The sequence below is a fragment of the Blastococcus sp. KM273128 genome (assembly GCF_021698975.1).
In the GTDB taxonomy this organism is placed as follows: domain Bacteria; phylum Actinomycetota; class Actinomycetes; order Mycobacteriales; family Geodermatophilaceae; genus Blastococcus.
In genome coordinates, this window is the sequence record NZ_SSXA01000098.1 from 1 (window position 1) to 12,792 (window position 12,792).

General features: G+C 74.0%; 14 protein-coding genes and 1 pseudogene. 4 read left to right on the forward strand and 11 right to left on the reverse strand.

Annotated features, from left to right (window positions below; genetic code table 11):
* Window positions 1-190, forward strand: a pseudogene (locus E9529_RS19590) (endonuclease); the annotation flags it as partial.
* A 4-nt stretch (window positions 191-194) separates the two neighbouring features.
* On the opposite strand, the gene E9529_RS19595 reads toward E9529_RS19590, so the two are convergent.
* The 4 genes from E9529_RS19595 to E9529_RS19610 all read right to left on the reverse strand — a co-directional run bounded on the left by E9529_RS19595 (window position 195) and on the right by E9529_RS19610 (window position 5,378).
* Window positions 195-1,553, reverse strand: a complete 1,359-nt coding sequence (locus E9529_RS19595; RefSeq protein WP_236832945.1) for an EAL domain-containing protein — start codon at window positions 1,551-1,553, stop codon at window positions 195-197.
* Between the two features lie 26 nt (window positions 1,554-1,579).
* The gene (locus E9529_RS19600) at window positions 1,580-1,990 is read right to left on the reverse strand and encodes a hypothetical protein (protein WP_236832946.1); all 411 of its coding nucleotides are present in this window, start codon (window positions 1,988-1,990) and stop codon (window positions 1,580-1,582) included.
* Window positions 1,991-2,334: 344 nt separating this feature from the next.
* Window positions 2,335-3,084 carry a DUF2993 domain-containing protein gene (locus E9529_RS19605; protein ID WP_236832947.1) on the reverse strand — a complete coding sequence of 250 codons (750 nt, stop codon included), beginning with the start codon at window positions 3,082-3,084 and terminating at the stop codon, window positions 2,335-2,337.
* Window positions 3,081-5,378 carry an MMPL family transporter gene (locus tag E9529_RS19610; protein WP_236832948.1) on the reverse strand — a complete coding sequence of 766 codons (2,298 nt, stop codon included), beginning with the start codon at window positions 5,376-5,378 and terminating at the stop codon, window positions 3,081-3,083. Before E9529_RS19610 ends, E9529_RS19605 begins: the two co-directional genes overlap by 4 nt.
* A gap of 128 nt (window positions 5,379-5,506) precedes the next feature.
* Between E9529_RS19610 and E9529_RS19615 the strand changes: the two genes are divergently transcribed.
* From E9529_RS19615 to E9529_RS19625, 3 genes are all read left to right on the forward strand, one after another.
* Window positions 5,507-6,013: a hypothetical protein gene (locus tag E9529_RS19615; RefSeq protein ID WP_236832949.1), complete on the forward strand. Its 507-nt coding sequence runs from the start codon at window positions 5,507-5,509 to the stop codon at window positions 6,011-6,013.
* A gap of 58 nt (window positions 6,014-6,071) precedes the next feature.
* Window positions 6,072-7,145, forward strand: a complete 1,074-nt coding sequence (gene ychF / locus E9529_RS19620) for a redox-regulated ATPase YchF (RefSeq protein ID WP_236832950.1) — start codon at window positions 6,072-6,074, stop codon at window positions 7,143-7,145.
* Window positions 7,146-7,245: 100 nt separating this feature from the next.
* Window positions 7,246-7,443, forward strand: a complete 198-nt coding sequence (locus E9529_RS19625) for a hypothetical protein (RefSeq protein ID WP_236832951.1) — start codon at window positions 7,246-7,248, stop codon at window positions 7,441-7,443.
* On the opposite strand, the gene E9529_RS19630 is transcribed toward E9529_RS19625, so the two are convergent.
* The 7 genes from E9529_RS19630 to E9529_RS19660 form a co-directional block, all read right to left on the reverse strand.
* A complete protein-coding gene (locus tag E9529_RS19630) occupies window positions 7,418-8,590 on the reverse strand; it encodes an RNA polymerase sigma factor (protein ID WP_236832952.1) in 1,173 nt (390 codons plus the stop codon). The genes E9529_RS19625 and E9529_RS19630 overlap by 26 nt on opposite strands.
* Window positions 8,591-8,597: 7 nt before the next feature.
* Window positions 8,598-9,005, reverse strand: a complete 408-nt coding sequence (locus E9529_RS19635; protein WP_236832953.1) for a YciI family protein — start codon at window positions 9,003-9,005, stop codon at window positions 8,598-8,600.
* A gap of 103 nt (window positions 9,006-9,108) precedes the next feature.
* Complete coding sequence (locus E9529_RS19640) at window positions 9,109-10,293, reverse strand: FAD-dependent oxidoreductase (protein WP_236832954.1); 1,185 nt, start codon at window positions 10,291-10,293, stop codon at window positions 9,109-9,111.
* A gap of 33 nt (window positions 10,294-10,326) precedes the next feature.
* Complete coding sequence (locus E9529_RS19645) at window positions 10,327-11,196, reverse strand: RNA polymerase sigma-70 factor (RefSeq protein ID WP_236832955.1); 870 nt, start codon at window positions 11,194-11,196, stop codon at window positions 10,327-10,329.
* The gene (locus E9529_RS19650) at window positions 11,193-11,786 is read right to left on the reverse strand and encodes a carboxymuconolactone decarboxylase family protein (protein WP_236832956.1); all 594 of its coding nucleotides are present in this window, start codon (window positions 11,784-11,786) and stop codon (window positions 11,193-11,195) included. The genes E9529_RS19645 and E9529_RS19650 overlap by 4 nt, the downstream gene beginning before the upstream one ends.
* A 211-nt stretch (window positions 11,787-11,997) precedes the next feature.
* The gene (locus E9529_RS19655) at window positions 11,998-12,330 is read right to left on the reverse strand and encodes a hypothetical protein (RefSeq protein WP_236832957.1); all 333 of its coding nucleotides are present in this window, start codon (window positions 12,328-12,330) and stop codon (window positions 11,998-12,000) included.
* A 59-nt stretch (window positions 12,331-12,389) separates the two neighbouring features.
* Window positions 12,390-12,626 carry a hypothetical protein gene (locus E9529_RS19660; protein WP_236832958.1) on the reverse strand — a complete coding sequence of 79 codons (237 nt, stop codon included), beginning with the start codon at window positions 12,624-12,626 and terminating at the stop codon, window positions 12,390-12,392.
* Window positions 12,627-12,792: the final 166 nt, after the last annotated feature.

The following is a 12,792-nucleotide window of genomic DNA, read 5'->3' on the forward strand; positions in this document are numbered from 1 at the left end:
GGCCGACGGCGGGGAGACCTCGCTGGAGAACTCAGGGCTGCTGTGCGAGCGGCACCACACGAAGGTGCACCACGGGTTCACCATCGTCCGCGACGCCGAGGGCCGATGGCACACCTACCGGCCCGACGGCACCGAGATCCTCATCCTGCCCCGCACCACCGCCGAACCGGCCAACTCCCGAGCCGGCTGACCGGTCACGCCCGCTCGACCTCCACCTGACCGTGCTCCGACCGGGGCCGGGGGATCCTTTCGGGGTGCACCGATCGCGCGGCGTCGGCCGGCCCGGGTGTCGGCGGCTGGACGGCGTCCGGCTGCGCGGCGTCGGCCGGCCCGGGTGTCGGCGGCTGGGGCTCGGGCACGGCCGGCCGGCCGAAGTGCCAGCCCTGGCCGTGGTCGACCCCGAGGGCCCGCAGAGCTTCGGCCTCGGTCGCCGTCTCCACGCCCTCGGCGACGACGCGCGCCTCCAGCCCGCGGGCGAAGTCGACCAGGGAGCGCACCAGCACGGTGCGCACCGGATCGGTGTCCAGACCGCTGACGATGCTGCGGTCGAGCTTGATGACGTCGGGTGAGGTCAGCACGATGTGCCGCAGCGAGGAGAAGCCGGCGCCGACGTCGTCGATGGCCAGCCGCAGGCCGGCCGCCCGGAACGGGGCGAGGGTGGCCGCGAGCGCCTCGTAGTCGTCGACGGGATCGTGCTCGGAGAGCTCCAGCAGCACGCGGTCCAGGGGCAGCTCGCCGAGCAGCGCGGCGCAGCCCGGCGTCAGCAGCGTGCCGGGCGAGACGTTCATCGCCACGTAGCCCTCGGTCTGCCGCAGGTGGTCGGCGGCCCGGCGCAGCGCGAGCAGTTCGAGCCGGTCGCCCAGGCCGACGCTGTGCGCCTCCTCGAAGACGACGTCGGGCGCCTGCTGCCACTCGCGAGGGAACCGGCTGAGCGCCTCGGCGCCCACCCGGACGCCCGTGGCGAGGTCGACGATCGGCTGCAGCGCGACGACCGGCCCACCGGCGGCGATGAGCGGCACCAGCCGGCCCTCGATGCCGGTGCGCCGGTGCTCCTCCCGGACCTGGGGTTCGATGATCACCGAGGCGGCCGACGCGAGGACGTCCATCAGCGCCTTGTCGCGCCTGGTGAGGTCCTTGTCGGTGGTCAGGCCCGCGGCGCAGAAGGTGCCGTAGAGGGTGCCGTCGGAGAGCGTGACCGGCACCGAGACGTAGCTGCGGATGCGCGGCATGCGTGCGGCCGGCAGCTTCATCGCCTCGGGGTGCTTGCGGAGGTCGGGGATGACCGCGGGCAGCTTCCGGTCCAGGATCGCCTGGCACAGCGTGGTCTCCTGCACCTGCGTGACGCCCTCCTGGAACAGGAAGGGCACCGAGGACTCGACCACCTCCAGGTGCTGGGTGGTGCCGTCGAGCCGGGAGAGGAACGCCACGGAGAGGCGGAGCGACTTCTTCGCCGTCCGCAGCAGATCGGCGATCTGCTGCTCGGTGTCGTTGCGGTGCTTGCCCACGCCGAGGTCGTCGGCGCGCGGGGCGGGTACCTGGAGCGGGCGCCTCACCCCTCGGGATGAGGCGCCGGACGACGTCAGCCGAGCGACGCGGTGAAGGTGACGCTGTCGTCGGAGACCGTCGTGCACTCCATCGTGAGCGGCCCGGCCTCGACGCTCTGGCCCTCGGTGCAGGAGACCTCCCGGTCGCCCACGCTGAAGGTGGCCTCGCCGTCCTGGACCCCGCCGAACGAGACCTCGGTGCCGAGGATGTCGACCGACTGGGTGTCGGAGCTCAGGGTCACCGAGCAGGTGGTCCCGGAGCAGTCGACGGCGTCGCCCACGGCGCCTGCGGCCTCGCTCGCGGTGGACGCCGCGGCGCCGGTGTCCTCGAGGACGGACGTGCCCGTGTTCGGCTCCTCGCCCGAGCACCCCGCCAGCGGGAAGAGCAGCACGGCCCCCGCGGCGAGCACCCCGCGGGAGAGCCTTCGCGAATGTGTGGTGGCCATGAATCGAGGCTAGGTCGGCCGTCGTGCCCTCGCTCCGCACCAGCGGGAACGTCACGGGACTGTGATCTGGGTCACTGATGCGTCATCACCGGACGATCCGACAGCACGGTGGCTGCTCGGTGGGACAGCCGGCCGGCGGTCGCTCCGTGGGCCGGCTGCACCGGTTGCCACGCGGGTCGAGCCGCGCCACCGACCGTCGAGCCGCGCCCTGGTGCGGCCTGTCCGTCGGTGGAGCGGCTCGACATCGCTTCGGTGCGCGCCGGCCACCTCCGACCCCGCCAGCACGGTGCGCTCGACGTCCGGAGGGCAATCCCCATCGAGGGGTCACCGTGCTGCCGCGCCCGTCACGGGGTGACGACCACCCCCGAACCACCGGCCTCGACGGTGACGCGGTCCGCGCCGATGCCGACGCCGGACAGCTCCTGGCCGAACGGCAGCGGATCCATGGGGATGACGACGGTGAACCGTTGCCGCAGCAGCAGCCGGCTGGCCTCGTCCAGGAAGGTGGCGGTGTCGATCTGCGTGGGCTGGACCGCGAGGTCACCGCCCTCGGCCTCGATGACCGCGCGCGCCGAGGCGGAGAGCCGGCGGCCGAGGACCTCCACCGACCCGGTCAGCACCGCTTCGCCGTCCGGCCGGCCCTCGAGGGTCAGCGGACGGCCCGTCGCCTCCAGGTAGCGGTTCAGGTCCTCGTAGGTCAGCGTCGCCACCTCGCGGGTGCGCTCGAGGTAGACGACGTCGACGTCCTGGGTGATCAGGTCGTGGAAGGGGACGTGGACGCCGGTCAGCTCGGAGTCCACCTGCTCGATGCGCAGCGGGCCGGCGCGCAGGTCCTCGACGAGGATGTCGACGCGCTCGTACCGCCCGCCGAGCAGCTGCGGCAGGAAGAAGGTGCCGTGCACCTCCACCTCCGGCCGGGTGAGGACGCCGGTGGTGAGCTGGACGTTGCGCGCCAGCAGCCCCTCCGCAGCCCAGCGGGCCAGCCGGTCGGTGCCCCACAGGACCAGCAGCACGCCCACGGCGACGCTCGCGGCCAGGAGCAGCGTCGACCGGCGCGGCCACCGCCACCCCCGACCTCCCGTCGCGGTGCTCATCGCCCTGCGGCCTCCAGCTTCTGCTCGTCCACGCGGCGGCCGGCGGGGGAGCGCGCCGCGGTGACGGCGGTGTCGCGCAGCTCCTCCCGGGAGATGGCCTCGGTGTGGATGCGGCGGCTGGGCCAGCTGGCCCATCGGCCCAGCAGGGTGAGCAGGGCGGGGGTGAGCACCGGCCGCACGAGGAAGGTGTCGATGAGCAGGCCGACGCTCATCGTGAACGCGACCTGCCGGAAGGTGTCGAGCGGGATGATGGCCACCATCGCGAACGTCGTCGCGAGGATCACCCCGGCGGCGCTGATCGCCCGCGCCGTGGCCGGCATGGCGAAGGAGATCGCCTTGCTCAGCGGCATCCGGTTCGCGGCCTCCCAGATGGAGCCGACCGCGAAGACGTTGTAGTCCGACCCCAGGGCCAGCAGCAGCACGGCGGTGGCGAACGGGGCGTAGAAGGTCAGCCCCGGGTCGTCGAGCCACCCCTGGAACACCAGGACGGTGAGCCCCATCGCGGCCGCCACGCCCAGGGCGCTGGTGAAGAGCAGGGCGATCGGGGCGACGAGCGCGCGCAGGTAGAAGACCAGCACGAGCAGCACCACGACGAGCGCGGCCAGCAGCGTGTAGCGCAGGTTCTCGCGGGTGATCTCGGCGAGCTCGCCGGCGATCGCGGTCTGCCCGGTGACCAGCACCTCGGCGTCCCCGAGGCCGGCGTCGGCGAGCAGCGGGTCCAGCCGCTCCTCGATGCGCTGCAGGTCCTCGATCGCCTGCGCGGCCAGCGGGTCGCTGTCGAGGACGACGACGAAGCGCGCGGCGTCGCCGTCGGCGGAGAAGACCACGCCGTAGGTGTCGGGCAGCGGGTTCTGCGCCGGCCCGAGCACGGTGGCCACCCCCGGCTGAGCGGCGAGCGCGTTCTGCAGGGACTCCAGCGCGGCGCGGTCCTGGGCGATGCCGGGGCGTTCCAGCACGATCTCCGTGGGCGCCACGACTCCCCGCACCCCGGCATCCTCCAGGACCGCGGCACCCCGGCTGACCGGGTCGTCCTCGGGCAGGCCGCCGGTGAACGACAGGTCCAGGCGCAGCGAGCCGAGCGGCAGGGCGGCCACGACGAGGACGGCACACCCGAGCAGGGCCGCCACCGCCGCGCCGCGCCGGCTGACCACGATGCGCACCAGCGGGCCGGCGCCGCGGGCCGAGGGTGCCCGCCGGCGCCGCTCGGCGCCGGGGACGAACAGCCACCGCCCGAGGATGGCGAGCAGCGCCGGCACGAGGGTCAGGGAGACGACGACCCCGATGACCACGGTCAGCGACAGGGCCGGCCCGAAGGCGCGGAACAACTCGTAGTCCGCCGCCAGCAGCGCCGCCGTCCCCGCCGCGACGGTGATGCCGGCCGCGGCCACGATCGGCCCCTCGACGGCCACGGCGGCGCGGGCGGCCTCGAGGCGGGGCAGGCCGCGGTCGAGCTCGCGGCGCAGCCCGGAGAAGAAGAGCACGCAGTAGTCGGTGATCACGCCGATGAGGAGCGCGGCGATCAGCGGCTGCACCTGGTCGGGCAGGGAGAAGCCGAACGCCGCGGCCAGCACCCCGAGGCTCCGGATGGCGACCAGGTAGCCGAGCCCGGCGGTGAAGAGCACCACGAACGGGGCGACGACCGACCGGAAGACCAGCCCCACGACGACGGCGATCAGCACGAGCGTGGCGACCTCGAACACGTGGATCCGCGACTGCAGGTAGGACACCTGCTGGATCTGGGCCGGGACGACGCCGGTCACGTAGGTCTGCACGCCGGGCTGGTTCTCGAAGTGCGCGGCGTACTGGCGGGCGAGCGCCGTCGTCTGGGACAAGGAGGTGAACGGCGTGACGTAGAGGTAGGTGACCGCGGTGTCCGGGGTGCCGGTCGGGATGGGTACGGCCGCGGCGATGTGCCCGCGTTCCCGGGGCACGGTGCCCTCGAGGTAGGCCTGGGTGAACGAGAACGCCCACAGCGCCACGTCAGCGCGGGTCAGGACGCTCAGGCCGCCCGGGTCGTGCACCACCACCGAGGTGTCGGACAGCACCGGGAGCCGGAACAGCTGCAGGCTGCGCTGCTGCGCCTCGACGACGGGGCTGTCCGACGGGACCAGCGAGCCGATGCCCCCGCCGCCGCTGCTGCTCGCCATCGGCAGGGCGGCCGACACCCAGACGGTGGCGAGGATCCACCCCACGATGACGAACCAGCGGGCCTTGACGACGGCGGCGCGGTAGGCGCGGGCGAGCAGGCGGAGGGGCCCGGGGGCACGCGCGGCAGGCCGTCCGCCGGGTCTCATGCCGGCGGCGGGGGAGTCGTCGTCGGACCGCGCACCTGGCCCTCCAGCCTGGCCCAATCCCCGGTTGGCACCGCAGCCGCAGGGTAACCGGGGGCGGACGGGCCTGCCCGGCGAGCGGAGGGTCGACCATGGCCGAGTCCGGCACGAGGTCACCGGAGCCCCACGAGGGGTGGCGGCGCGCGCTGCGCTGGTGGGGGCGGGCCGGCGCCTTCCTGGCCGGGCTGTTCCTCGGCGCGGTGCTGGTCGGGTTGCTCAGCGGGGGCACCGTCGTCGTCGCCAACCCCGTGCCGCTGGACCGGGACGTCGCCGACCCGCTCGGCGCCGACGGCGGCGACGCGGAGGGTGGCGCGACCGGCCGGGTGACGATCGACGAGGACTGCCTGCGGGCGGTCAACGCGGCGCAGGACGTCGCGCAGCTCGTCGACGAGATGGGGGAGGCGATCGCCGCCCTCAACGCGGCGCGGATGGACGAGGTCGTGCGGCGGCTGCAGCCCCTGCAGCGGCGCCTGCAGGCCAGCCTGGAGTCCTGCGAGGTGCGGGCAGGGGCGGGCGGCGGCCCGTCCGGGGTCGAGCCCACCCCGTCGTCGCCGTTTCCGGGTCCACCCGCGCCGGCGAGCCCGTCGGCGACCGACTGACCGGCGCCGCCGCGGCGGGCACGGGGCCCCGGCCGCGGGCGCCGTAGGCTGGTCTCCCGTGAGTCTCACCATCGGGATCGTCGGCCTGCCCAACGTCGGCAAGTCGACGCTCTTCAACGCCCTGACCAAGAACGACGTCCTCGCGGCGAACTACCCGTTCGCGACGATCGAGCCCAACGTCGGCGTGGTGGGCGTGCCCGACCCGCGGCTGGAGAAGCTGGCGGAGATCTTCGGCAGCCAGAAGATCATCCCGGCGACGGTCTCGTTCGTCGACATCGCCGGCATCGTCCGCGGCGCGAGCGAGGGCCAGGGCCTGGGCAACAAGTTCCTGGCCAACATCCGCGAGAGCGACGCGATCTGCCAGGTCATCCGCGTCTTCACCGACCCGGACGTGGTGCACGTCGAGGGCAAGGTCAGCCCGGCCGACGACATCGAGACGATCAACACCGAGCTGGTGCTGGCCGACATGCAGACGCTGGAGAAGGCGGTCCCGCGGTTGGAGAAGGAAGCCAAGAAGGACAAGGAGCGCGCCGCGCTGCTCGCCGCCGCCCAGGAGGCGCAGAAGGTGCTCGACGAGGGGAAGACCCTCTTCGCCGCCGGGGTGGACCCCGAGCCGCTGCGCGAGCTGACGCTGCTCACGACCAAGCCGTTCCTCTACGTCTTCAACGTCGACGCCGACGAGCTGGCCAACGGCGACATGCTCGACGAGCTGCGCGCGCTGGTGGCCCCGGCCGAGGCGATCTTCCTCGACGCGCAGACCGAGTCGGAGCTCATCGAGCTGCCCGCCGAGGAGGCCGCCGAGCTGCTGGAGTCGATCGGGCAGAACGAGCCGGGCCTCGACCAGCTCGCCAAGGTCGGCTTCCGCACCCTCGGGCTGCAGACCTACCTGACGGCCGGGCCGAAGGAGGCGCGCGCGTGGACCATCCCGGTCGGCGCCACCGCCCCGCAGGCCGCCGGCGTCATCCACACCGACTTCCAGCGCGGCTTCATCAAGGCCGAGATCGTCAGCTACGACCAGCTGGTCGAGGCCGGTTCCATGGCCGAGGCCAAGTCCAAGGGCTGGGTGCGCATGGAGGGCAAGGACTACGTCATGGCCGACGGCGACGTCGTGGAGTTCCGCTTCAACGTGTGAGCGCGGGCCGGGCGGAACAGGGGCTACAGGAGCAGCGTTCTGCTGTCGATGTCCCTGGTGGCCCGGAGCTGCCGGGGCGGCACACGACCGAGGAGACCTGATGGACTACCTGCGACAGCTGCAGGCGGAGCGGCCGCTGCTCTTCGGGCTGCTGCTCCTGGTGGGCTTCGTGGTCGCGTTCCAGATCGCGATCTTCGTCATCCAGCTGGTCGTGGGCCCGTTCGGCCTGCCGGGCTGGGCGCCCATCGTGATCCTCGTGGGCGGCCTGGTCCTCATCGCCCGCCGGCAGAACCGGTAGCCCCTCCGTCCGTCAGGACGTTGAGCCGCGCCGCCTGCCGGGTCAGGTGGTCGCGCTCGGGGATGTTGAGCGCGGCATGCGCCGCCTCGGCGTAGAGCCGCGCCGCGGTCGCGACGTCGCCGTCCTTCTCGTGCAGGTACGCCGCGACGGCGGTGTACCGGGGGAGCGACGGGTCCAACCCGTTCATCGCGGCCAGCCCGGCCCGCGCACCGTCGGCCTCGCCGACCGCGACGGCGCGATTGAGTCGGGTGACCGGGCTGCCGGTGACCCGCACCAGCTCGTCGTACCACTCCACGATCTGCACCCAGTCGGTCTCCTCCGCGGTGCGCGCGTCGGCGTGCAGCGCGGCGATCGCGGCCTGCGCCTGGAACTCGCCGAGCCGGTCGCGCGCCAGCGCAGCCTGGAGCACCTCGACCCCCTCCGCGATCAGCGCGGTGTCCCACGCGCCGCGGTCCTGCTCGGCCAGCGGGACCAGGCTCCCGTCGGAGCGGAGCCGGGCGGGGCGCCGCGCGTGGTGCAGCAGCATCAGCGCGAGCAGCCCGGCCACCTCGGGGTGGTCGCTGACCGCCGCGAGCTGCCGGGTGAGCCGGATCGCCTCCGCCGCGAGGTCGACGTCGCCGGAGTAGCCCTCGTTGAAGACGAGGTAGAGCACCCGCAGCACGGTGGCGATGTCCCCGGGCCGGTCGAACCGGACGCCCGACACCGTCCGCTTGGCCCGGCTGATCCGCTGCGCCATCGTCGCCTCGGGCACGAGGTAGGCCTGGGCGATCTGCCGCGTGGTCAGCCCGCCGATCGCGCGCAGCGTGAGCGCCACCGCCGAGGCCGGCGTCAGCGACGGGTGCGCGCACAGGAAGTACAGCCGCAGCGAGTCGTCGGCCTCCTGCCCCGGCCCGGGCGCGGGCTCGGCCTCCACCCGCTCCTCGCGCCGCCGCCGGGAGGCCTCGGCCCGCGTGGCGTCGAGGAACTTGCGCCACGCCACCGTGACCAGCCAGCCCTGCGGGTCGCGCGGTGGCTCCTCGGGCCACACCCGCACGGCCTCGACCAGGGCCTCCTGGACCGCGTCCTCGGCCGCCGCGAAGTCGGCTCCGCGGCGGCCGAGGACCCTGATCACGGTGGGGACGACCGAGCGCAGCAGGGTCTCGTCCACCGTGCGGTCACTCGGTGATGGTCGGCGGCGCCGTCAGGAACGGGCGCAGCTCCAGCCACTCGTGGATCGGCCGGCCACTGGCTCCGGGAGCCGCGGACAGCTCGCCGGCCAGTTCCACCGCCCGCTCGTGGCTGTCGACGTCGATCACCATCCAGCCGGCGATCAGGTCCTTCGTCTCGGCGAACGGACCGTCGGTGACCGGCGGCCGGCCCTCGCCGTCGTAGCGCACCCACGTCCCCTCGGGGGCGAGCGCCTGCCCGTCCACGAACTCGCCGGTGCTCTCGAGCCGCGCGGCGAAGTCCTGCATGTACTGGACGTGGGCCGAGATCTCCTCCGGCGTCCACTTCTCCATGGGGACGTCGTTCACCGCCGCCGGGGCGCCGCGGTAGTGCTTGAGCAGCAGGTACTTGGCCATGGTGTTCTCCCTGGTGAGGTACGGCCCATCGTGGCCGTCGCACCCCGGGGACGGAACCGTCCGCGCCTTCTCGACACGGCCCGCGCGCATCTGGTGGGAAAAGTCAGACCCGGCCGCGGAGGATGCGGCGCCAGTACACCTGCGGCAGCCCGTAGCGGTCGAACAGCCACTGCCACCGGCGCGGCACGAACGGGTCCAGGAAGGGCACCGACGGCTGTGCCCGGTTGTCGCGGTCGACCTCGTCGAGCATCAGCTTGCGGCGGCTCACGGTGATCGGCATGACGGTGTAGCCGTTGTAGCGCTGCATCGACCGGCCCTTCTCGGCAGCCGCGATGTTCGTGCTCAGCGCGTGCACCTGCTTGCGCAGCGCGCCGCCGGAGGGTCGGGTGGCGAGGTCGGCGGCGTCGCCGAGACCCCACACCTGATCGTGACGACGGTGCTGCATCGTCTCGGGGTCGACGTCCACCAGGCCCGGTGCCTCGTCGGCGGCGAGCCCGGAGTCGGCGATCCACCGCGGTGCCCGGTAGTGCGGGACGGCGTGCGCGAAGGTGATGTCCTCCAGCACCCGCCGGCCGCCCGGCGAGCCGACCGTGATGGAGCGCAGGTCGCCGTCCACGCGCTCGATCCGTGCCTCGCGCAGCACCTCGACGCCGTAGCCGGCGAGCACCTCCTCGAGGTACCGGTCCGCCTCCGGGATCCTGGTCGCGGTCGCCTCCGGCAGCACGAGGCTGACCCGGACGTCCCCGAGCACCCCGGCGCGCTGCCAGTGGTCGCAGGCCATCAGCAGCGGCTTCAGCGCGGTCGGCCCGCAGGAGGCCGGCTCCGGCGGCACGGTGAAGACCGCCGACCCCGACCGCACCGATCGGATGGCCGGCCACACCAGCGGGGTGCTGCCCGGCACGTAGGAGGAGGCCGCCCACCCCTCGGCGTAGGCCTGCTGCAGCCCCGGCGTCGCGTCCCAGTCCTCCACCAGGCCCGGGCAGAGGACCAGCGTCGACCAGCGCAGCGTCCGGCCGCCGCGCGTGCGGACCGTGCGGGCGTCCGGGTCGACGGCCTCGACGGCGTCGCGGATCCAGGTGCACCCGTCCGGGACGACCTCGGCCATCGGGCGCTCCAGCTCGGCCATCGACGCCTCGCCGGCGGCGACGTAGTTCAGCAGCGGCTTGTACCGGTGCACCGGCTGCGGGGCCACCACGGTCACCTCGGTGAACCCGTCCCGGAGCAGCCGCGCCGCCAGCGAGATGCCGGCGTTGCCGCCACCGACGACGAGCACGTTCGTCCCTGCCACGTCCGCTCCCTGCTCTCAGGCCGCGGATCCTGTTCAGCGCCGCAGCTCGGACACCGCGTCGAGCCTGCCCAGTTTCTGCGGGTTCCGAACCGCGTACATGCGGCTGATCCGGCCGTCCTCGACGACGAACGCCACCGCCGTCTCGAACGGGCCACCCGGATCGAGCCGCGCGGCGACCGCGCCGTTGACCAGCGCGGTGGTCATCCGCACGTCGGGCGCGAACTCGGCGAAGCGGGCCAGCGCCGCCGCCACCTTCGCGCTGCCCACCAGCGGGCGCCGGGAGGCCGGTGCCAGCCCGCCGCCGTCGGCGACCACGACGACGTCGGGCGCGAGCACGTCGAGCAGCCCCTGCACGTCGCCCGCGGTCACCGCGGCGAGGAAGCGCTCCACGACCCGCTGCTGCTCGGCGCGGCCGACCGCCCGGCGCGGCCGCCGGGCCGCCACGTGCTCGCGCGCCCGGTGCGCGATCTGGCGGACCGCGGCGCTCGACCTGCCCACCGCCGCGGCGATCTCGTCGTAGGGGACGGCGAACACCTCGTGCAGCACCAGGACGGCGCGCTCCACCGGGCCCAGCGTCTCCAGGACGGTGAGCATCGCCAGGGACACGCTCTCGGCCAGCTCCACGTCGTCGGCGACGTCTGGGCTGGTCAGCAGCGGCTCCGGCAGCCACTCGCCGACGTACTCCTCCCGGCGTCGGGCGAGGGTGCGCAGCCGGTTGAGCGCCTGCCGGGTGACGATCCGCACCAGGTAGGCCCGCGGGTCGCGCACCGCCGAGCGCTCGACCGCGGCCCACCGCAGCCACGTCTCCTGCACCACGTCGTCGGCGTCGGCAGCGGAGCCGAGCAGTTCGTAGGCGACGGTGAACAGCAGGCTGCGGTGGGCCGTGAACGGGTCGTCGGTCATGCCGCGGTGCGGCCGTCCACCGGGCGGGCGGCCAGCGGCGGCAGCCCGCAGGAGGCGGAGAACTCCTCCGACCGGATGCCGAGCGCGACGTTCGCCCGGGCGCTGAGGTTCATCGCGGCGACCCGGGCGGTCAGCTCGACCAGCGCCGGGGCGCCCAGGTCGGCGAGCAGCGCGGCCGACAGCTCGTCGGTCACCGCCGGCGGGGTCGCGCTCATCGCCTCGGCGTACTCCATGACCCGCCGCTCCAGCGGCGTGAAGACGGCGGACTCCCGCCACCGGGGCACCTCGCGTGCCTTGGCGACGTCGAGACCGCGGTGGTGGGTCATGAAGTAGTGCAGGTCCAGGCAGAAGCCGCAGCCGATCGCGCCGGCCGCCGCCATGGACGCGTACGTCGCCAGGTCGCGGTCCAGCCGGTGCCAGGACTCGCTCTTCCGGCCCAGGGCCATGAGCGCGCGGAAGACCGCCGGGTGGTGCCACATCACGCCGATCGACTCCGGTACGCGGCCGAAGATCCGGCGGGTGACGGCCTTCACCAGGCCGCCCTGGACGCCGGTGACCTCGGTCGCGGGGATGCGGGTGCTGCTCGTCATGTCTCCTCCAGGTGTGCGGTGGTCTCGCCATGGAGACACCGGCCGCACCGTCGGCGTGACACCGCACGCGGCCACCTCGGAGAGCGGGAGCGGCGGCAGGGTTGCCCCCGGCGGAGCGGCTCGACGTCGCCCTCCTGCAGCCCACCCCGACAAGGCCTGCAGCGTGGCGCGCTCGACGTCATCGGGGCCGTTCCCCGGCTCGCTGCCGCACTCAGAAGGAGACGAGCATCCCGGCCGTCGTCGCCACCAGCGCGAAGCCGGCCAGCCGGAGCACCCGGATCCCGGTGCGCCGGACCGGCCCCTCCCCGAGCCGGGCCAGCAGCGCGCCGCCGGCCAGGGCGGCCGCGCCGGTGACCAGGGCGGCGACCTCCATGAGCCCCCACGGCGAGGCGGTGGCGCTGAGCCACCGGGTGGGCGGGGTGAACCCGAGCACCCAGCTGTAGGACGCCGCCCAGAACAGGAGGGCCAGGACGGCCAGCGCGAGCGCCGGCCGCCGCCACCGGTCGGCTGCGGTGCGGGGAACGGTCGCGGTGGCGTCGGGCACGCGGCGGAGGGTAGGGGAGCGGCGCGCTGAGTGGTGGCCCCGCGAGCGCGCCGTGGTGGTCAGCCGGCGAGGCGGGCGCACTCCTCGCAGCGCGCCACCTGCCGCTGCGACGACCAGTCCTGCGCGGCGGTCGCGCGCACCAGCTGCCCGCAGAGGGAGGACTCCAGCCCGTCGACCACCGGCTTGGCCACGGCGTGCGCGACGTCGGCGGCCCGCGCGAACCCGTCGTCACCGGGCCGGACGTCGGGTCCGATCCACCCGACCCGGATACCGATCACGAAGAGGCTCGCCGTCATGGCGCCAGCGTGGGCACCCGAGGTGTCCGGCGGGTGACGCGGCACCGAACAGTCGGCGGCGATGCGGCGTCTCAGAGGGTGTTGGGTAACCGGCTGACTACTTCTGGTCCTTGAGGTCTTCGGCGAGGCGTCGAGCGGCCTCGGTCTCGATCGGGCCCTCGGGCTC